Here is a 20094-nt window from a genome sequence, read left to right as displayed (position 1 = left end):
GATACCCACCCTCCGTCAAGCCGAGGCTTTCGTGGTTCGGCGCTTCTTCTCAGTGAATCACGCCACCAACACGGTTTAGCTGCTCATATGTGCCATCTGCCAGTTTCCGCGTCGTGATCACGGCCGATGGTGGCGGCGTTCGTCGACACAACCCATCGGCAGGCGCCGCGCTCTCCTGAGACGTTCCGGGGCGGCTCTTCCCCGGCAAACGGCATCGCATCAATGCCCCTTCCGGGCAAAAACGGGCAAAGACGGCAGACATTTAGGTTCAAATGGGACGTAAATGTGTCGCCTAGCCGACATGCTCCGGTGTCTTCTGCTCGCTGTGTCGTTGCCCCCACCGTGAATCCGACCCCGTCGCGCGAGCGCATCTGCTTGCTCACCGGCGGCGGGTACCCGTACCGGCGGGACGCCCTCGGAGGCTGGTGCCGGACCCTCGTCGAGGGCCTGCGCCGGTTCCGCTTCGAGCTGCTGACCGTCACGGACCGTGAACTCCCGTCCGCGCCGGCGTACCCGCTCCCGTTCAATGTCGGCTCGGCGCGCGCCGTCGCGCTGGGCCGCGACCCGGGCCGCCCCGGTCGTCCCGGTCGTCCCGGCGGTCCCGGCCGCCGCCGTACCGGCTCGCCGGACGGCGCCGAGGAGGCCGCCGCGCTGCTCTGCCGTGGCCTGCTCGGCGACGAGGGGCCGGTCACCGCCCAGTTCGGCGACGGCCTGCGCCGGATCGCCGAGCTCGCCGGCGGGCCCGATCCGCTGGCCGGGGTGCCGCTCGCCGACGCGCTGATCGAGGCGTGGCGGCAGCGGCAGGCCGCGCTCGGTGCGGACACCCCGGCGCTGCCCCGGCTCAGCGTGCGGGACGCGCGTACCGCGGCGATGCTGCTGCGGCACGCCCTGCGCTCGCTCGCCGTGGAACTGCCCGAGGTGGAGCTCGTGCACTGCGTCGGCGGGACCACCCCGCTGCTCGCGGCGCTCGCCGGACGCTGGCGCAGCGGTGTTCCGCTGCTGCTCACCGAGGCGCGCGCGCCGGTACCCCGGCAGCGGCCGGCCGAGGACCGGCTCTCCGCCGCGGTGCGGACCGTGCTGCGGCGGTTCCGTACCTCGGTGGCCCGGACCGGCTACGCCGAGGCCGAGCTGATCGCGCCGCTCAGCACCTACCACCACGGCTGGGCGCTGGAGCACGGCGCGCGGCCGTCCCGGCTGGTCCAGGTTCCGGCCGGCGTCGACCCGCGCGATTACCCCGGGGTGGTCGAGCTGAGCGCCGCCCCGGCCGTGGTCTGGGCCGGCAGCGGCGGGCCGGACAGCGGGCTCGCCCTCGTGCTGGAGGCGTTCACCGACGTGGCGGCCGCCATCCCGGGCACCGTGCTGCACCTCGTCGGCGTCACCGCGGCACACGAGGAGCACTGCGCCGAGCAGATCGAGCGCACCGGGCTGGGCCGGACCGTACGCCTGCACCCGCTGCCCGCCGACCCGCGCGACAGGTACACGGTCGGCCAGGTCGTCGCGCACGTGCCGGGTCCGGCGGATCCGCCGTACCGGCTGGTCGAGGCGATGATGTCGGGCCGTCCCGTGGTCGGGGTCGACGTCGGGCCGGCCGGCGAGACGCTCGGCGAGACCGGGTTGCTGGTGCCGCCGAACGACCCGTCCGAACTCGCCATCGCCATCGTCGGGCTGCTCCGCGACCCGGCCCGGCGGCGGGCCTTCGGCGACGCGGCCCGGCAGCGGGCGCTCGGCCACTTCACCGTGGACCGGGTGGTACGCGTCTACGGCGCGCTCTACACCGACCTGGCCGCGCCACCGCCGGCGCCGGCCTTCGAGCTGGCGCTCAGCGTCACCGCGCCCCGCGCGACGCTGCCCGCCACGGTCCGCTGGCTGACCGGCCCGCCGGAGCCCGCGCCGGCCGGTGAGCCGGCCCTGGCCGGTGGTCCCGTGACCGCAGGCCCGCCGGAGCCCGCCCTGGTCGGCGAGCCCGCCCTGGCCGGCGAGCCCGCCCTGGCCGGCGAGCCCGCCCTGCTCGGCGAGCCCGTCACGGCCGGGCCGCCGACCGGCGAGCCGCCGCTGTTCCGCGGGCCCGTCACGGCCGGCGAGCCGGCGCTGGTCGGCGGTTCCGTCGCGGCCGGCCCGTCAGAGCTCGGCATGGCCGGGGAAGGTGACCTGTGACGATCACTCCATCGCGCGAGACGCTGTCGGCCCGCAACCGGGCCCGGCGGCGGGCCGCGACCGGCGGCGAGCCGCGGCGCAGGACCGGCACCGGCCGGCACTCGGCCGAGATCGTGCTGCCGCGGACGCCCGCCGTGCTCGAGAACCCGGTCCCCGAGGTCGTCCCGGCCGCCGTCGTGCCGGGCCCCGAGGCCGGGGAGCGGCCCGATTCCTCGTACCCGAGAAGCTCTTTCCCGAGAAGGAGGAGACGCGCCCGCCCGGGCTTCCTCGCCGGAGCCTTCGTCCGATGCTGCCTCTATGCCGGGCCGCTGAGCGTCGCGGTCGCCGCGACGCCCTCGCTGAGCCGGGTCGCCTGGCCCGTCACCGCCGCGATGCTGCTGCTCGGGTGGGGTGCCGCGCAGGCGCTGACCAGCATGGGCGTCGTCGTGGCCCGGCGCAGCGGGCAGCCCGCCGCGGCCCGGCTCGTCGGCGGCGGGTTCGCCTCGGTGGCCGCGCTCTGGTGCGCGCTCGTCTGGGTCGCGCCCGATCACCTGCTCGGGCCGTCCCGCGCGCTCGCCTTCACCGTCGGCGTCTGCGGGCTGCTCGCCCTGGGCAGCGTCACGGTCGCGCTGGTGACCCGGTCCGAGGGGGCGGTCGCCGCCTGGTATCTGCCCTGCTGGCTGCTCGCCGCCGCGTACGGGACGGGCTGGGTCGTCCAGGTCGAGGTGATGCTGCCCGCCGCGATCGTCGCGGTGGCGGTGCGCGCCTTCCGGCCGGCCGTGCTCTCCCGGCCCGGACGCAGCCGGCTCACCGGCGCCGACCGCCGGCGCGGACTCTCCTACCTGGTCATCGGCGCCTCACAGGCCGTCTGCGTGACGCTGCTCTGGCAGGCCGACACCCCGCTGCCGGCCGCGCTCCCGCTGCTCATCGCCGTACCCATGGTGGAAGGCCTGATCGGCTGGCACACCGCGCGCCTCGACGCCGGCCTCGACGCGGCGGAGAGCATCGCCGACTACGGCCGGCACGCCCGCAACGTCACCGCGATCACGCTGGCCGGCATGCTGCCCCCGCTCGCGGCCGGCTGCGGGCTGGCGGTGGCCGCCCACCAGCTTCCCGGGCCGCACGCCGGCCTCCTCGCCCTCGCCGCCGGCACCCTGCTCGGCGGGGTGTTCGCCGTTACGTTCCTGCTGGCGGCCCGGTTCCGTACCGGCATCGCCGCGACGCTCGCCGCCGTGCCACCGATGGCCGCGGCCGCGATCGCCCTCTTCCCCACGCCATCCGGACCACTACCGGCCGCCGTCGCCGTGCTCGCCGCGGCACATCTGGCCGGCCTGGTCATCGTCGCCCTGACCGCTGTCGATCTACGGAGGACGCCGTGAAGACACTGTTCCCCTCGTACGCCCACCCGTCTCCCGAACTGGAACTGGACGCCGACACCTGGATCGTCCGCGAACAGCCCGGCGACCGCCGGACCCTGCACCAGTCGCTCGGCCGCATCGACCTCGACTGGGGCAGCCGCTCCCTCGCCGACGTCCTGGCCGACGTGGACGCCTGGCGCGCCGACGGGGTGGAGGGTCTGTTCCTCGACCGTGCGCCGGCCGGGTCCGGTGGGGTCGGGCCTGTCGCGTTGACGGTTCGGTTGGCCGCCCGGCGGGGGTTGCACCGGGTCGTGTTGAACCCGGGCGTGCCGACTCACCCCCTTTACCGGGATTTAGGGGTACGTATCTGCGTGTTCGAAGGGCCGTGGGAGGCGTACCAGAACTGGGACGGAGACGGTGTCCGCCCCGGTGACGGGCACATCGTCCACGGTGTGCCGCCGGAGCTGCTGACCGCGGCCCGCCGGCTGATGGGCCGTCGTGGAGCAGGTTTCGGCCTGGCGACCGATCTGACCCCGCACCGGACGGTCGCCACCTCGGGCCGGGGAGCCCACGCAGCCGACTGAGGGGTGAACCACCCGCCGGCTGCAGTCCATCGCTCCCCTTCAGCAATGGGCTGCAGCCGGACACGGCCCGCTACCGCGCGACCGGCGGATCGATCCCGCCGGCCGGCGCTGTGTGCTGTCGCGGGGCGCCCGATTTGCCGCCCTCCCGTACAGCCACTCGAACCCGGCTGCACGCCAGCGCCCGGTCAGCGCCCGATTTGCCGCCCTCCCGTGCAGCCACTCGAACCTGGCTGTACGCCAGCGCTCGGTCGGCGCCCGATTTGCCGCCCTCCCGTGCAGCCACTCGAACCTGGCTGTACGCCAGCGCTCGGTCGGCGCCCGATTTGTCGCCCTCCCGTACAGCCAGCCCAACCTGGCTGTACGCCAGCGCTCGGTCGGCGCCCGATTTGCCGCCCTGTGGTACAGCCGGGCGGTGCCCGTGACCGGGCGAGCGCTCACGTCACAGCCCGGCGGAGGGAACGCCCGCCGAGAGCGGAGACGGCGCCGGAGGGCGAGGGCACTCCGAGGCCGGCGGCGGCGTGAGCCGGCGGAAGGTGGCCGCAGGTGTGGTGCGCCACGGGACTGCCGTTGATGCGGTCGGGGACGGGCTAGTTCGTACGGATGGATCGTGGTCGTGGCTGGCAGCGCGGGCAGCTGAACGAGGAGCGGTTCATGAACTGTTCCCGGCGGATGGGGGCGCCGCAGCGGGGGCAGGGCTCGTTCTCGCGGCCGTAGGCGTTGAGGGCGCGGTCGAAGTAGCCGCTTTCGCCGTTCACGTTGACGTAGAGCTCGTCGAAGCTGGTGCCGCCGGCCACGATGGCCTCGCCGAGGACGTCGCGGACGTGGGCGAGCAGTCCCTGCGCCGCGGGACGGGTCAGTTTGTCGGTGGGCCGGGCGCCGTGCAGCTTGGCCCTCCAGAGCGCCTCGTCGGCGTAGATGTTGCCGACGCCGGAGATCAGGGTCTGGTCGAGGAGCGCGCGTTTGATCTCGGTGTGCCGGCCGCGGAGGCGGGCGAGGAAGGCCTCGTCGTCGAAGAGCGGGTCCATCGGGTCGCGGGCGATGTGCGAGATCTCGTCGGGCAGGTCGGCGCCGCCCTCGGAGACGGAGAGGCCGCCGAACGTGCGCTGGTCGACGAAGCGCAGCTCGGGGCCGCCGTCGGTGAACGTGAAGCGGATGCGCAGGTGTTTCTCGTCGGGGGTGCCGGTGGGCTGCATGAGCAGCTGGCCGCTCATCCCGAGATGCCCGATGATCGCGTCGCCGGAGTCGAGGGGGAACCAGAGGTACTTGCCGCGGCGGGAGATGTCCAGGACGGTGCGGCCGGCCAGGACCGCGGAGAAGTGCGCGTCGCCGGGGAGGTGGCGGCGGATCGCGCGCGGGTGGTGGACCTCGGCGGTCGCGATGGTGCGGCCGGCCACCCACTTGGCCAGGCCCATCCGGACGGTCTCCACCTCGGGAAGCTCGGGCACACCAGATCCTTTACAGCGTGTAGGGCCAGACGGTGACCAGGTAGGCGCCGTACCAGAGGCCGAAAGCGGCCCAGGCGGCGATCGACAGGATCGCGACCCGGGGGCGGGCCTTGGACGCCGCCACGACGGCCGGCAGCAGCGTCAACAGTACGGGCAGCAGCAGGCGCGGCTTGGAATGGTAGAAGCCGGCCTGGCCGTACACCAGGATCATGGCGACCACCCCGTAGACGGCGAGCGGCAGCCACGGCTTCTGGGCCAGGGCCACGCCCGCCGCGGCGAGGGCCGCGAGCAGGATGATCGCGATGCTGATCGAGACCCAGCCGTCCCCCGTACGGAGGGTGGTGTTCAGAAAATCCCAGGTCGAGGTGCCGTAGTCGAACGTCGTGCCCCAGCCCGCTGTCTGGATCTTGAACCAGGCGTCGAGGTCGCCGACCCGCCAGGCCACCCAGCCGATGAAGAGCGGCACACCGGCGAGGGCCACGGCCGCGGCGGCGATGGGTGGCCAGGCGATGCGCCTCTCGGACCGCCACAGCGACCAGACCGCGATCAGTGCCGCCACCGCGAGACCGAGGGCGGCGGCCGCGCCGGTCGGCCGGCTCAGCGCGGTGAGCAGCCCGAGCAGGCCGGCCGCCCACCAGACCCGGCGGTGCGCGGCCACGAACATGCCGGCCACCAGGGCCAGGAAGATGCTCTCCGAGTACGCCATGGAGAGCACCACGGACGCCGGCGCCGAGCAGCAGATCGCCACCAGGGCCCAGCCGGCCCGCTTGTCGTAGAGGCTGGTGCCGAGCAGGTGCAGCGCCACGGCCGCGCCGATCGAGGCGGCCCACGCGATCAGCACGGCGGCGGTGGACGCCGGCAGGCCGATCGCGGCGCCGAACCGGATCAGGATCGGGTAGACCGGGAAGAAGGCCAGCTCGTTGCCCTGGAGCACGCCGTTCGCGTCGTACGTGTACCCGTGCGGATACCCGTCCACGGCGACCCGGAGGAACCAGCCGGCGTCCCAGACCAGCAGCCGGTCCCAGACGCTGCGGGGCTCAGCGGTCGCGCTGCCGAGCCACCAGATCATGAGCAGTTGACCCAGCCGGGTGAGCGCGAGGATGCCGATCGCGGTTCCGACGCCGCGCGCTGCGCCCGCTCTGTCCCAGAGCCGTTCCTTCTGCACCACGAGAGTCTCGGTCACGCCCGGGATCATGGCACGTCCGGTACCGATTCCTCAGCCTCGGCACGATCGGTCAGGGTCCGCCACGCCGCCGCGGCCGCCCTCTGCTCGGCCTGCTTCTTGCTCCGGCCCTCGGAACCGCCGTACCGCTCGCCGGCCACGACCACCCACGCCGTGAACGTCTTCGCGTGGTCCGGGCCGGAGTCCTCGATCTCGTAGTCCGGCACGCCCAGGCCGAGCGCCGCGGTGAGCTCCTGGAGGCTGGTCTTCCAGTCGAGGGCCGCGCCCCGGCTCGCCGACTCGATCATCAGCGGGTCGAAGAGGCGGTGGATCACCTCGGCGGCGACCTCGAGGCCGTGCTCCAGGTAGATCGCGCCGAGCAGCGCCTCCAGGGTGTCGGCGAGGATGCTCGCCTTGTCCCGGCCGCCGGTCGTCTCCTCGCCCTTGCCGAGCAGCAGGTGCGGGCCGAGGCCGAGCGGTCCCAGGCCGCGGGCCACGTCGGCGAGCGCGTGCATGTTCACGACGCTGGCCCGGAGCTTCGCGAGCTGGCCCTCCGGCAGGTCCGGGTGGTTGTGGAAGAGCGCCGACGTGATCACCACGCCGAGCACCGAGTCGCCGAGGAACTCCAGCCGCTCGTTGGTGGGGAGGCCGCCGTTCTCGTAGGCGTACGAGCGGTGGGTCAGCGCGCGTTCCAGGAGCTCCGGCTTGAAGGGGATGCCGAAGGCCTCCTCCAGCGGCTCGGTGGACGGACGGCGACGCTTGTCAATCATGCGATACCTCGCTGTATCTGAGCAGATCGGCGATGGCCGCGACCGAGGCGCGGCGATGCAGGTCGGCCGCGAAGGCGATGCCCGCGGCGAGATCGGAACCGGTGGCCGCGCCGTGGCAGACGACGACCGTGCCGGCGACACCGAGCAGCACGGCGGCGTGCGGGGGTACATCCTCCCGCCCGAAGGGGTTTTGCAACGCGTACGCGGTTTCCAGCCCCTTGAGCAGGACATTTCCGGTAAAACCGTCAGTCACGATGACATCCGCGGCCCGGCCCAGGACCACGTCGTTGCCCTCGACCAGGCCGCAGTAGCGCGCCCCGGCCGGCAGCCTCCGGGCCGCGATCATCGGGGGAAGGCCCCGGCGCAGGCGATCTCCCTTGCCGGGCTCACTGCCGATGGTCAGCAGGCCGACGCGGGGATTTTCACGATCAAGAACGACCGATGCGTACGCGGCGCCGAGGCTCGCGTGCATGGCGAGCGTCTTCTCGTCGGGGTCGACCGTCGCGCCGACGTCGAGCAGGACGAGACGGCCGGCGGCGGTGGGGAGCACGGCGGCCAGCGCGGGGCGGCGGATGCCGGGCCAGCGGCCCAGCTCACGGGCCGCGGAGAGGACCGTGGCGCCGGTGTCACCGGCCGAGACCAGCGCGTCGGCACGGCCCTCGGCGACCGCGCGGGCGGCGCCCCGGACCGTCCCGGAGCCGGTGACGGCGGTGGTGATGCGCTGCCGATCCGCGGGATCGAGGGCAGCGACGATCGCGTCGGCGGCTTCGGCCGGGCCGACGAGGATCAGATGCAGGGCCGGATCGGCCTGAGCGGCACGCAGAGCGCCGTCAACCACGACGGCGGGAGCATGGTCCCCGCCGAGGAGGTCGACGGCGATCCGCGCGGTGCCCGGCTCCCCGACAGTCCGCTGTCCGGGAGCCGTGGCACCGTTGGTTCGCCACCGCTCGGGTGCGACCCGCCCGAAGATCGGGCGTGTCACTCGCGGTCGTCAGACCTCGAGGACCTGACGGCCGTTGTAGGTGCCGCAGACCGAGCAGGCGGCGTGCGGCAGCTTCGGCGACTTGCACTGGGGGCACGCCGCGGTGACCACCGCAGTCGCCTTCCAGTTCGCCCGGCGCGAGCGGGTGTTGCTGCGCGACATCTTGCGCTTGGGGACGGCCACGGTACTACTCCTTAGAAGATTGCTCTTGTTGCGGCGCAGCCGCCTCAGGCGACTCAGCTGTCAGGTTGCTCAAAGCGGCCCAGCGGGGATCGACGTCCTGGTGGCTGTGATCCGCCGGGAGGTCGTCGAAATGCACCCCGCACTCGGGGCACAACCCTGGGCAATCCGGCCGGCAGAGCGGGTTGGTCGGCAGGGTCAGCACGATCGCGTCCCGAACCGCCGGTTCCAAATCGAGCAGGTCGCCCTGCATCCGCCCCACCTCGTCGTCGTCGGTCGTCTCCTCGGTGGTGCTGTCCGCGTAGGCGAACAGCTCCGCGAGGGAGACCTCGAACGACTGGTCGATCTCGTTGAGACACCGGCCGCACTCGCCCGAGAGCGAGCCACGGACGGAGCCGCTGATGTAGACCCCCTCGGAGACCGACGTCATGCTCAGATCGAGCTCGAGGTCGGAACCCTCAGCGACCGTGATCAGCTCCAGACCGAGGTCTGCCGGCGCCGGCACCACCCGACTCAGGGCACGCGTCGCACCAGGCTGCCGCGGAAGCTTCGTCGTGTCGACGACAAGCGGCTGCCTGGGATCCAGGTGACTCTGCGGTGACTTGGGCATCGTGATTCCTCAGCCATAGGTAGGCCGACCGAAAACATTACCTGAGCTTGCCGGGAAGCGTCGAATCGCCCCCGCTCAGAACGGCAGCGGGCGCTCCGCGTCTTCGCCCTGGAAGGTGCCGATCTCGCGGAGCGCGTGCATCTTGTCACGGCCCCGCTCTATCGACGCCAGCGCCCGGGTCAGGAACTGCTCGAAGTTGGCGAGAGCGGTGTCGACGTAGTCGTCCACCTCCTCGCGGAGGCGCTGCGCCTCGGTCCGCGCCTCGGCGATGATCCGGGCGCCCTCGTGCTCCGCCGAGACGGTGATCTCGTTGACCGAGACGAGGCGGGCGTGTTCAGCCTCACCCTCGCTGACGATCCGGTCGGCCTCGCGGCGGCCGGCCTCGATGATCCGGTCGCGCTCCTCGAGCACGGCGGCGGCCTTCCGGAGCTCCGAGGGCAGCTCGGACCGGAGGATCTCGAGCCGGTCGATCATCTCGGCCCGGTCGAACATGAAATTCGTGCGGGACATCGGTACGGAGCGCGCGTCCTGCACGAAATCGATGATCTCGTCGATGCGGTCGAGCGGATCCACCGCCAACTCACCCCTCAGGTCTCGCAGCGCTTCCGGCAGCTTGGACCGATCACGTTACTGCCTTACCGGCCCAGCCGTTTCCGGCGCGCCGATGGCGGTCAGTTCTGCTTGAGGCGGCTGATCAGGCGCTCGAGCACCGGGTCGGGCAGGTACGCGGACGCGTCGCCACCCCACTTGACCACGTCTTTGACCAGGCTGGACGAGAGGAACGAGTAGAGCGGATTGGTCGGCATGAACAGCGTCTCCACACCGGACAGGCCGATGTTCATCTGCGCCATCTGCAACTCGTAATCGAAGTCGCTCACTGCCCGCAACCCCTTGACCACAACGGCGGCGCCCTGGTCACGGCAGAAGTCGACGAGGAGGCCGTGGAACGCCGCGACGCGGACGTTGCCGTACTCGGCCGTCGACTCGCGCAGCATCTCGAGCCGTTCCTCGATGGTGAAGAGGCCCACCTTCGACTGGTTGATGAGCACGCCGATGATGACCTCGTCGAACAGCCGGCTGGCCCGCCCGATGATGTCGAGATGCCCATTGGTGACCGGATCGAAGGAGCCGGGACACACCGCTCGTCTCATGATCGGCGACCGTACCAAAGAGTGGTCTCGCCGTAACGCCGGGTGCGTTCCCCGACGATCCCGTCCACCCAGCTCAGTGGGCCGCTGCGACGGGACCGCTCGAAGATGACGACGGCGTCCGGCGCCAGCCACCCGTTCGAGACCAGCAGCTGCTGGACCTGGTCGACCTCGTCGGCGTCCAGTGCGTACGGCGGGTCGGCGAAGACCACGTCGTACGGTCCGCCGTCCGGTGGGCCGGCCAGGACCTGGAGAACCTTCCCGGTGACCACCCGCGCGGCCGGTCCGACACGGAGAGCGACCACGTTGTCACGGATGACCCGTGCCGCCTTCGCGTCCGATTCGACCAGAAGCGCGTGGGAGGCCCCACGGGACAACGCCTCCAGGGCGACGGCGCCGGATCCGGCATACAGGTCAGCGAACCGTGCATCGGAAATGTCCGTCATGGTCTCCAGGGAGCTGAAGAACGCCTCGCGTACGCGGTCCGATGTGGGCCTCGTGTGCGCGCCCGCCGGAGCGGAGAGCCGGCGGCCGCCGTGAGTGCCCGCGATAATCCTCGTCATCACGGGTGACGCTACTTCACCAGCAAAGTCAAGCCGTTGGCCAGTAGAGATTTCCCTCGTCGCAGGTACTGCGCGCGACGCGACCGTTTCGTTCGGTACATGGAAAATCTCGGATTGATATCAAGATTCTAAGCGGCCGCTGGACGGTTTCATTGATCTCCTGAAGTGACTATGGTCGGGCGACGTTGCGGGTCCGTTCTATCGTTCCCGCCCGATGACGCGGGGAGGCGTCGTCGCTGGTCACTCCGTCCGATGTGACCCCACGGATCTCCTCGCGCACACCTTCCTGACCCCTTACACAGGAGATGGCGTGAACCTGTCCTCCTCCGCGCTCAAGCGGACCGGAACGCTGGTCGCCGGCGCGACCCTCGGTCTGCTCGGCGTGCTGACGACCGGCGTGCCCGCGCTCGCGTGCCACCCCGAGATCAACGACAAGAACATCTGCATCAGCGGCGACGGCGAGACCTGGACCGTCACGTGGGAGGTGGACAGCAGCGAGCGGTACGACGGCAAGGTGACCTCGTACTCCACCGAGCCCACCGCCGGCACCGTCAGCGTGACCGGCATCGAGGTCGGCTCGGTCATCCCGGCCCGCGGCAGCCTGGTGGTCAAGCAGACCATCAAGAAGAGCTCCACCCAGGCCAAGCTCACCGTCACCGGTGAGTGGAAGAGCGGCAAGTGGACCTACGCCGGCACCCGCTACGGCACGGCCACTCTGCCGACCGGCCACAAGGGCAAGAAGATCAAGGAGTGCGCGCCGACCACGAGCCCGACGCCGAGCACGCCGGTCTCCGAGTCCCCGAGCGCCCCGGTCTCCGAGTCGCCCAGCGCCCCGGTCTCCGAGTCGCCGAGCACGCCGGTCTCCGAGTCGCCCAGCGCCCCCGTTTCGGAGTCGCCGAGCACGCCGGTCTCCGAGTCCCCGAGCGCCCCGGCTTCCGAGTCGCCCAGCGCCCCGGCTTCCGAGTCGCCGAGCGCCCCGGCCTCCGAGTCGCCCAGCGCCCCGGCCTCCGAGTCCCCGAGCGCCCCGGCCTCCGAGTCGCCGAGCGCGACCCCGAGCCAGACCACCAGCTCGACCCCGACGCCGAGCGAGTCGGTCCCGGCGGAGATCCCGGTCACCGAGCCGATCTTCGTCTACGACACCACCTGCGACACCCTGACCGTCGGCATCGAGGTCCCCGCGGAGTGGAAGGAGGCCATCACGGTCACCTTCACGCCGACCACGGGCGAGGCCAAGACCGTCACCGCGCAGCCGGGTGAGACCAAGACCGTCGACTTCCCCGCCTCCGAGGGCCTCGAGGTCACCGCGACCCCGCAGGGCTACGAGGACGAGGCCGCGACCATCGCGTACGAGGCTCCGGCCGACTGTGACGAGGGTGGCGCCGCGGGTGGCGAGGGCGACGAGGGCGGCCTGCCCGTCACCGGTGCTGCCGCTGGTGGCGTCGCCGCCGGCGCCGTGGCCCTGCTCGCCATCGGTGGTGGCCTCTTCCTCGCGGCTCGCCGCCGGAAGCTGAAGTTCACCGCCTGATCGGCACTGTGACACCGCTGTAACGCACGGCAACAACCGGAGGGCGCGTCGACAACTCCTTGTCGGCGCGCCCTTCGTCCACTTTCTCGTTCCCCTGGAGAAACCTTGCGAAGCACCCCCCTCCGCCGCGCCGCGCTCGTCGCGGCCGGCGCTCTGCTGGGCCTGACCGGCCTGGTGGGCATCGGCTCCCCCGCCTCTGCGACCGGCACCGGCACCGAGCCGGTCTCCGCGGAGGCCGCCACCTTCGTGCACACCTTCGAGATCAAGGACGGCAAGGCGTTCGCCACCGTCACCCCGGATGCGGACCTGAAGGTGGCCGAGGAGGTCACCCTGGTGTCCTACTTCGCGCCGCAGCCGCAGTTCGCCACCCCGCAGTACAAGTTCCAGAGCCGGACCGGCACGCTGGAGAAGAAGGGTGGCGTCGTCACCCTCGAGGTCGAGGTCCCCGACTGCAACACGCAGGTCGACCTCTTCTTCGGCGGCGACACCGACGTCCTGGACCCGCTCGACGGCGAGAAGCGCTACGGCAACCTGAAGCTGGGCGAGAAGGGCTTCCCGGGCAAGCGCTCGGCCGGCCCGGCCGGCTGGTTCAACGGCGGCAACAAGAACTGCGTGCAGCCGGCCGTGCAGCCGGTCCCGCAGTGTGACGGCAGCGTCGACCTGAACCTGAGCAACAACGGCAAGCTCAGCAAGTACGAGGTGACCTTCGAGATCAAGGCCGCCAACGGCTTCGCGAAGACCGTCAAGCTCGCGGCCGACAAGGGCGACACCGTGAACGTCCCGGCCGGCGCCGGCGCCATCACCGTCTCCGCCGACGGCATGCCGGACTTCACCTACACCTGGGCGCGCCCGGAGACCTGCAACCCGTCCGCGGGCGCGGTCAACGACTGCACGAACGTGATCGTCACCGTCACCAACCCGGAGGGCAACGCGCCGGCCAAGGCCGACGTCACCTACGGCTCGGAGACCAAGTCGGCCACCGTCGCGCCCGGCGCCTCGGAGCAGGTGACCTTCCCGGCCGGTGAGGCCACCACGGCCACCGTCACCTACCCGGAGATCGCCGGCAGCACCCCGGTCACCGTCGAGGTCACCAAGACCGACTGCCCGGCGCCGTCCACCCCGGCCTCGGAGGAGCCCTCCACCCCGGCTTCCGACGAGCCGTCGGCCCCGGCCTCGGAGGAGCCCTCCACCCCGGCGACGGACGAGGCCACCCCGTCCGAGTCGGCCAGCAGCACCCCGGTCGCGACCACGCCGGTCAGCGACAACGACGAGTCGCTGCCGGTGACCGGCGCGGCCGCCGGTGGCATCGCGGGCGGCGCGGCCGTCCTCGTCGCCGTGGGCGCGGGTCTGTTCTTCATGGCCCGCCGGCGCAAGCTGAACTTCAAGGCCTGACGTAACACCTGAGAGGGGGCGCGCCGGTTACCGGCGCGCCCCCTCCGCTATGCCAGGGCCGGGAACGAGCCGTCTTCCAGCGGCGGGTAAGGACTCACCCGAACAACCGCCGATAGAGGCAGTCGTCCGTAGACATGGGGAAATCGCCGCCCGTCGGGAGCCGGCGGCACACCGTCCTCCCAGATGACGGAGTCCACCTTCGCGTCGTCGATCTCGAGCAGGAGCAGGTCGGTCCGGCCGCGGAACCGCAGCGTCGCCGGCACGTGCACCCAGTCGGGCGGCGAGCAGTGGATGAAGCCCTCGGTGGCGAGCGTGTCGCCCTCGTAGAAACCCTTGTCCTCGGCCGCCTCCCAGTCGGCGGCCGGGCAGATGTGGACGATCAACCCTTCTCCAGGTATTCGGCGCGTTCCTCGTCGACCAGCACCGCCACCGAGGCGGCCAGCGCGGGATGACGGGTCAGGTCCGGGTCGTCGCCGATCAACTCCGACGCCTCCGCCCGGGCCTCCTTGATCAGTTTCTCGTCGCGGAGCAGCGAGAGCAGCCGCAGATGCGAGTGCTTGCCGGACTGCGACGCGCCCAGCACGTCACCCTCCCGGCGCTGTTCCAGGTCGATCTCGGAGAGCTTGAAGCCGTCCGTCGTGGACGCCACGGCGTCGAGCCGCTCGCGGGCGGCCGAGCCCTCCGCCGACTCGGTGTGCAGCAGGCAGATGCCGGGCGCCGAGCCACGGCCCACCCGGCCGCGCAGCTGGTGCAGCTGCGAGACGCCGAACCGGTCGGCGTCGAGGATGAGCATGACCGTCGAGTTCGGGACGTCCACGCCCACCTCGATGACCGTCGTCGCGACCAGGACGTCCAGGTCACCCGCTGCGAACGTACGCATGACCCGGTCCTTGTCCTCGGCCGGCATCTTGCCGTGGAGCATGCCGATCCGGAGGCCTTTGAGGTATTCGTGCTCGAGCAGCGGCAGGACCTCGGTGACGGCCAGCGGCGGGCGTCGTGCGCCCTCCTCGCCTTCCTTGGGAGGGGAATCGAGGTCGTCGCCGATCCGGGGACACACCACGTAGGCCTGATGCCCGGCCTTCACCTCCTCCTTGATCCGCACCCAGGCGCGGTCGAGATAGGCCGGTTTGTCCAGGGCCGGGACGACGTGCGACGCGATCGGCGACCGGCCCCGCGGCAGCTGCGACAGGATCGACGTCTCCAGGTCGCCGTAGACGGTCATCGCGACCGTCCGCGGGATCGGCGTGGCGGTCATCACCAGGACGTGCGGCGGGCGGGCCGCCTTCGCGCGCAGGGCGTCCCGCTGCTCCACCCCGAACCGGTGCTGCTCGTCGACCACGATCAGACCCAGGTCCTTGAAGTCGACCCCCTCGTACAGAAGGGCGTGCGTGCCCACGACGATGCCGGCGGTCCCGTCCGCGACCTTGGCCAGCGCGGCACGCCGGGCCGCCGCGCCCAGCGAGCCGGTCACCAGGGTGAGCTGGGTGCCCTCCGGGTCGCCGTCCAGCTCACCGGCCCGGCCCAGCGCGCCGAGCTGAGCGCTGATCCCGCGGAAGTGCTGGGTGGCCAGGACCTCGGTGGGCGCCAGCAGCGCGGCCTGCCCACCCGCGTCGACGACCTGCAGCATCGCGCGCACCGAGACGAGCGTCTTGCCCGAGCCGACCTCGCCCTGGAGCAGCCGGTGCATCGGATGGGGCCGGCTCAGGTCGGCCGCGATCTCCTCGCCCACCTGACGCTGACCTTCGGTCAGCTCGAACGGCATGTTCGCGTCGAATCGCGCGAGAATCCCGGCCTCCGCGCGGGGCCGGGCGGTGCCGGGCGCCGCGGCCGCACGGGCCCGGCGTTGCACGAGCGTCAACTGTACGGCGAAAGCCTCGTCCCACTTCAGACGATGCTTGGCGCGGTACAGCGCCTCCTCCGAGCTCGGCCGGTGGATCTCCCTGAGCGCCGTCCCGATGCCGACCAGCCCCCGCTTGCCCCGCAGGTCGGCGGGGAGCGGGTCGGCCGGCGGCTCGAACGTGTCGAGCAGCGTCCGCACACACTTGGCGATCACCCAGGTCGGCACGGCCTGCGCGGCCGGGTAGACCGGGATCAGCGCGCCCGCGAACTCCTCGATCTCGGCGGCCGCGTCGTCCTGCGTCGCGTCCGCCTTGAACAGCTGGTACGCCGGGCCGTTCAGCTGCCGCTTGCCCCGGAAATCGGTGACCTTGCCGGCGAACAGGCCCCAGACGCCCTTGCGCAGCTCCCGCTCGCGCCACGCCTGGTTGAAGAAGGTGCAGGTCAGCGTCGCGCCGGAGCCGTCGCCGATGGTCACCTCGAGCATGTTGCCCTTGCGCTGCCGGAACGGTTTCAGGCTGATCCCCTGCACCTGGGCCAGCACGGTGACCTGCTCGTCGACCTCCAGTTTGCGTAGGTCGGTGTGCTCGCCGCGCTGGTCGTACCGCCGGGGGAAGTGGTAGACCAGGTCACCCGCCGTGTGCAGGTCGAGATGGTCGGCGAGAGCCTTCGCGGTCTTGGCGCCGAGCACCTTGGTGAGCGGGGTGTCGGTCGTGGTCATTCGACTCCTGCCAGAAGGTGGTATCGCGGCTGTCCGCCGGCGTAGCACTGCAGCTCGACGAAGGGCCAGTCGCGGTGGACGTGCTCGGAGATCCGGTCCTCCAGGGCGGCCGGGGCGTCCGCGCCGAGCACACACGTGACCAGCTCGCCGCCGCCGCCGAGCATCCGGTCGAGCAGCCGTCGGCTCACCTCGACCACGTCGTCGCCGATCACGTGCACCTCACCGTCGACGAGCCCGAGCAGATCGCCCTCCCGGCACGGGCCGGCCACCGTGAGGGCGTCGCGCTGGGCCGTGCACACCTCGCCGTACCGGCAGGCCCCGGCCGCCTCCGCCATGGCGATCACGTCGTCGGCGAACGGCCTCTGGTCGTCACGCACCGCCAGCGCCGCGAGGGCCTGCACCGGCGACCGGGTCGGCACCACGCTGACCTGCATCCCGCCGCTGCTCGCCTCGCGCGCCGCCGTCCTGGCCACGGCGTGCGTGTTCGCGTCGTTCGGCAGGATCACCACCGAGCCCGCCCCGGTCGCGCGGATCGCGTCGAGCAGCTCGGCCGTCGACGGATTCCGGCCGACCACGGTGGCGCCCTCCCCCTCGAAGAGCGCGGTGAGCCCGCCGCCTGCGGCGACGACCACCGCGGCGCGGAGATCACGTCCGGGCCGTCTCTCCTCGAGCTGCGTGACCCCGATCCGGTACGGGCGTCCGGCCCGGACGCCGGCCTCGATCGCCGGGCCGATCTCGGTGGTGTGGACGTGGACGTTCCACGTGCCGTCCCCGGTCCCGACGATCACGAGCGAGTCGCCCAGGGCGTCGAGGGTCGCCCGCAGCTCGGGGATGGCGCCGGGGTGGGCGTCGAGCAGGTATTGCACCTCGAAGCCGTGGCCCTCGCAGTCGGCGGCGCTCTCCTCGTACGCATCAGGTCTGTGAATTTCGACTCGCTGGACATCTCGGACTTGTCCGGCTTCTGCTTCGGCCTGCTCTTCTTTTGCTGCCGCTTCGGCTTGCTCTTCTTTTGCTGCTGCGGGTTGGTCACCTGGATCGGCGCCCTCGGCCAGCGCGTCGACCAGGGCGTCCAGCAGCAGGACCAGCCCGCGGCCTCCCGCGTCGACGACGCCGGCGCGGGCCAGGACCGGCAGCTGCTGAGGCGTGCGCGCCAGCGCCTCCGACGCCGACCGCGCGGCGGCCCTCGCGACCGCCACCAGGTTGTCCGACTTGATCCGCCCGGCGCCCTCGGCGGCAGCCGCCACGACGGAGAGGACCGTGCCCTCCACGGGGCGGGCCACCGCCGAATAGGCCGCGTCGGTCGCCGTGCGCAGCGCCCGGGCGAGCTCGCGCCCCCGCACCGCGACCGCCTCGGCGAACGTGTCGGCCATCCCCCGCAGGATCTGCGAGACGATCACCCCGGAGTTGCCCCGGGCGCCGAGCAGGGCACCCCGCGCCATCCGCCGCATCAGCCGGTCGACCGGGCGCCCCTTCTCCTCGGTCTCGTGGGCCATGGCGTCGAGAGCCTCGTAGGCCGCCGTGAGCGTAAGCACCAGGTTGGTGCCGGTGTCGCCGTCGGGAACCGGGTAGACGTTCAGGTCGTCGATCTCACGCTGATGTGCCCGGAGCGACGCCAGCCCAGCACCGCACCAGCGGCGGACCGCGGCGGCATCGAGGGTCTCCAGCACGCGAAAATCGTACTAACCACCCCCGACAATCGCCCGGGCACGCACCCTGAGCGGGGGCGATTGGTTCTACCCCCCGGGAATCGGGTAAGCTCGCCGGGTTGCCTGGCTGAGATCGTGCGCCGGGCCCCTTCAGTTTCGTTTCAAACCCAGGAGTATCCCGTGGCTAGCGTGTGCGACGTCTGTGGCAAGGGACCGGGCTTCGGCCACAACGTGTCCCACTCGCACCGGCGGACCAACCGCCGCTGGAACCCGAACATCCAGTCGGTGCGCACCCCGGCCGGTGGCGGGAACACCAAGAAGGTCAAGGCTTGCACCTCGTGCATCAAGGCCGGCAAGGTCACCCGCGCCTGACCCTCGAGTTCTGATCATGTAGCCGCCGAGCCTCCGGGCCCGGCGGCTTCATGCTGTCCGGGGTTGTCCACAGCTTCATCCACAGCCCTCCCCGGCCGATGCCCGTTCGGGCAGCATCGATCGCCGTGCGGCGGGAAGAGGATCCCCATCTGGTGGCTCTCCTGCGCCGGCAGAGCCATGTGATCAGCCGGAAGCAGGCGTTACGCCACCTCACCGCCCGGATGGTGGAGCGCAGGCTCACCTCGGGGCGGTGGCAGTCCGCGCACCGCGGCGTCTACGTCGCGCATTCCGGACCGATCGGCCGGCAGTCCCGCCGCTGGGTCGCCTCGCTGAGCTGCGGAGCCGGCCGGCCCGCCCTCCTCGGCGGCCTGTCCGCGCTGGAGGACGCCGGTTTCCGCGGATTCCCCACCGAGCCGATCCACGTCCTGGCCCCGGCCCGGATGACCCCCGGCCCGATCCCGGAGGACGTCGTGCTGCACCGGACCAGCCGCCTCCCCGGCACCGACATCCACCTCCGGGGAACCCCGCCCTGCACCAGGCCGGCCCGATCACTGGTCGACGCCGCGCAGTGGCAGACGTCGGAGCGTACGGCGTGGGCCGTGATCGCGGCCGGATTCCAGCAACGGCTCGTCTCCGCCGAAGACCTGACCAGGGTGCTCGCCGGCATGCCCCGGGCTCGGCACCGCGCGGCGATCGCCGAGGCGGCCCGGTGGGCGGCCGGCGGGGTGCACTCGGCGGCCGAAGCGGACTTCCTGCGCCTGTGCCGGCGGGCGCGGTTGCCGGAACCGGCTCTGCAACGTCCCCGGAGGCGGCTCGGAGAGCGGGTGAACTACCTCGACGCGTACTTCAAGGGGTACGGCGTCCACGTCGAGATCGACGGTGGGCAGCACATGGAGGTTCAGCAGTACTGGGCCGACATGCGACGCCAGAACGAGCTGTGGATCCCCGGTGAGCGGGTGCTCCGGTTTGCGGCGTGGGCGCTGCGGCATGAGCCCGACGTGGTGATCGCGCAGTTGAGGGCGGCCCTCTATGCAGCCCGCCCCGATCGCCCGCCCAACGACCCGCTCCGATTCTGAACGCCCGCGCCCACCGCCGACCTCGAACGCCTCACCACCGCCCACCCAGATCTTGAACGCGCCACCTCCGCCCCACCCAGATCTTGGACGATCGCCCGCCGTCCCCGGCAGATCTTGAACGATCGCCCGCCGCCCCCAGCCGATCTTGAACGATCGCCCGCCGCCCCCAGCCGATCTTGGACGCGCCACCACCGCCCTGCGCGGACCTTGGACGATCGCTCACTGCCCGAGCAGATCTTGAACGCGCCACCACCGCCCTGCGCGGACCTTGGACGATTGACCACCGCTCAACGGATCTTGGACGCTGCACCACCGAATTAGGTGGTCATGCGTCCAAGATCGCGAAAAAAGAGGGCCCGCCGGGGAGCCGCAGGAATGCCAGGGGGCCGGAACGTCGTTACGCGGCCTGTGGGAACGCCGCGCCGGCGAGACGCGACGGATTCGCGGGAGCGCGCGAACGCAAGAGCGCGGGAGCGCGCGAACGCAAGAGCGCGGGAGCGCGGGAGCGCGCGAACGCAAGAGCGCGGGAGCGCGGGAGCGCGCGAACGCAAGAGCGCGGGAGCGCGGGAGCGCGCGAACGCAAGAGCGCGG

Annotated in this window: 19 protein-coding genes; 7 read left to right on the top strand and 12 right to left on the bottom strand. The window is 71.9% G+C overall.

Features of this window, described 5'->3' with window-relative positions; all coding sequences use genetic code 11:
* Positions 1-342 precede the first annotated feature (342 nt).
* From AB0G10_RS03260 to AB0G10_RS03250, 3 genes are read left to right on the top strand one after another with little or no spacing between them, the layout of a single operon-like run.
* Positions 343-2154, top strand: a complete 1812-nt coding sequence (locus AB0G10_RS03260; RefSeq protein WP_360915697.1) for a glycosyltransferase — start codon at positions 343-345, stop codon at positions 2152-2154.
* Positions 2151-3512 (top strand): hypothetical protein, encoded by a 1362-nt coding sequence (locus AB0G10_RS03255; protein ID WP_360915694.1) that lies wholly within the window; start codon positions 2151-2153, stop codon positions 3510-3512. Before AB0G10_RS03260 ends, AB0G10_RS03255 begins: the two co-directional genes overlap by 4 nt.
* Positions 3509-4075: a spherulation-specific family 4 protein gene (locus AB0G10_RS03250; RefSeq protein WP_360915691.1), complete on the top strand. Its 567-nt coding sequence runs from the start codon at positions 3509-3511 to the stop codon at positions 4073-4075. The genes AB0G10_RS03255 and AB0G10_RS03250 overlap by 4 nt, the downstream gene beginning before the upstream one ends.
* A gap of 587 nt (positions 4076-4662) precedes the next feature.
* Here the strand turns inward: AB0G10_RS03250 and mutM are convergent.
* From mutM to rsmD, 9 genes are all read right to left on the bottom strand, one after another.
* Positions 4663-5520 carry a bifunctional DNA-formamidopyrimidine glycosylase/DNA-(apurinic or apyrimidinic site) lyase gene (mutM, locus tag AB0G10_RS03245; RefSeq protein WP_360915688.1) on the bottom strand — a complete coding sequence of 286 codons (858 nt, stop codon included), beginning with the start codon at positions 5518-5520 and terminating at the stop codon, positions 4663-4665.
* Positions 5521-5530: 10 nt separating this feature from the next.
* Entirely contained in the window at positions 5531-6703 is a 1173-nt protein-coding gene (locus AB0G10_RS03240) for a mannosyltransferase family protein (RefSeq protein WP_360915685.1), read from the bottom strand.
* A gap of 8 nt (positions 6704-6711) precedes the next feature.
* A complete protein-coding gene (rnc, locus tag AB0G10_RS03235; protein WP_360915682.1) occupies positions 6712-7452 on the bottom strand; it encodes a ribonuclease III in 741 nt (246 codons plus the stop codon).
* A complete protein-coding gene (locus AB0G10_RS03230) occupies positions 7445-8332 on the bottom strand; it encodes a phosphate acyltransferase PlsX (protein WP_360917940.1) in 888 nt (295 codons plus the stop codon). The genes rnc and AB0G10_RS03230 overlap by 8 nt, the downstream gene beginning before the upstream one ends.
* 111 nt (positions 8333-8443) lie before the next feature.
* Positions 8444-8617 carry a 50S ribosomal protein L32 gene (gene rpmF / locus AB0G10_RS03225; RefSeq protein WP_127543102.1) on the bottom strand — a complete coding sequence of 58 codons (174 nt, stop codon included), beginning with the start codon at positions 8615-8617 and terminating at the stop codon, positions 8444-8446.
* Positions 8618-8621: 4 nt separating this feature from the next.
* Positions 8622-9224 carry a DUF177 domain-containing protein gene (locus tag AB0G10_RS03220; RefSeq protein WP_360915679.1) on the bottom strand — a complete coding sequence of 201 codons (603 nt, stop codon included), beginning with the start codon at positions 9222-9224 and terminating at the stop codon, positions 8622-8624.
* Between the two features lie 75 nt (positions 9225-9299).
* Positions 9300-9797, bottom strand: coding sequence for a hypothetical protein (locus AB0G10_RS03215; RefSeq protein WP_360915676.1), 498 nt, complete (start codon positions 9795-9797; stop codon positions 9300-9302).
* Between the two features lie 98 nt (positions 9798-9895).
* Positions 9896-10375 (bottom strand): pantetheine-phosphate adenylyltransferase, encoded by a 480-nt coding sequence (coaD, locus tag AB0G10_RS03210; protein WP_360915673.1) that lies wholly within the window; start codon positions 10373-10375, stop codon positions 9896-9898.
* A complete protein-coding gene (rsmD, locus tag AB0G10_RS03205; protein ID WP_360915670.1) occupies positions 10372-10935 on the bottom strand; it encodes a 16S rRNA (guanine(966)-N(2))-methyltransferase RsmD in 564 nt (187 codons plus the stop codon). Before rsmD ends, coaD begins: the two co-directional genes overlap by 4 nt.
* Positions 10936-11245: 310 nt before the next feature.
* On the opposite strand from rsmD, the gene AB0G10_RS03200 reads away from it, so the two are divergent.
* Complete coding sequence (locus AB0G10_RS03200; RefSeq protein WP_360915667.1) at positions 11246-12460, top strand: hypothetical protein; 1215 nt, start codon at positions 11246-11248, stop codon at positions 12458-12460.
* 105 nt (positions 12461-12565) lie between these two features.
* Positions 12566-13852, top strand: coding sequence for a hypothetical protein (locus tag AB0G10_RS03195; RefSeq protein WP_360915664.1), 1287 nt, complete (start codon positions 12566-12568; stop codon positions 13850-13852).
* 47 nt (positions 13853-13899) lie between these two features.
* Here the strand turns inward: AB0G10_RS03195 and AB0G10_RS03190 are convergent, their stop codons facing one another.
* From AB0G10_RS03190 to AB0G10_RS03180, 3 genes are read right to left on the bottom strand one after another with little or no spacing between them, the layout of a single operon-like run.
* Positions 13900-14235: a DUF952 domain-containing protein gene (locus tag AB0G10_RS03190; RefSeq protein ID WP_360915661.1), complete on the bottom strand. Its 336-nt coding sequence runs from the start codon at positions 14233-14235 to the stop codon at positions 13900-13902.
* A complete protein-coding gene (recG, locus tag AB0G10_RS03185) occupies positions 14232-16409 on the bottom strand; it encodes an ATP-dependent DNA helicase RecG (protein WP_360915658.1) in 2178 nt (725 codons plus the stop codon). Before recG ends, AB0G10_RS03190 begins: the two co-directional genes overlap by 4 nt.
* A complete protein-coding gene (locus tag AB0G10_RS03180) occupies positions 16406-18076 on the bottom strand; it encodes a DAK2 domain-containing protein (RefSeq protein WP_360915655.1) in 1671 nt (556 codons plus the stop codon). The genes recG and AB0G10_RS03180 overlap by 4 nt, the downstream gene beginning before the upstream one ends.
* Before the next feature lie 159 nt (positions 18077-18235).
* Here AB0G10_RS03180 and rpmB point away from each other — a divergent pair, with 159 nt between their 5' ends.
* Positions 18236-18427, top strand: a complete 192-nt coding sequence (gene rpmB, locus AB0G10_RS03175) for a 50S ribosomal protein L28 (RefSeq protein ID WP_360915652.1) — start codon at positions 18236-18238, stop codon at positions 18425-18427.
* A gap of 125 nt (positions 18428-18552) precedes the next feature.
* Positions 18553-19503: a DUF559 domain-containing protein gene (locus AB0G10_RS03170; RefSeq protein ID WP_360915649.1), complete on the top strand. Its 951-nt coding sequence runs from the start codon at positions 18553-18555 to the stop codon at positions 19501-19503.
* The last annotated feature ends 591 nt before the right edge of the window (positions 19504-20094 follow it).

Origin of the sequence: Actinoplanes sp. NPDC023714, from assembly GCF_040639855.1 — a bacterium.
GTDB lineage: Bacteria > Actinomycetota > Actinomycetes > Mycobacteriales > Micromonosporaceae > Actinoplanes.
The sequence above is the reverse complement of the archived record's forward strand: the minus strand, read 5'-3'. Positions and strand labels throughout refer to the sequence as shown.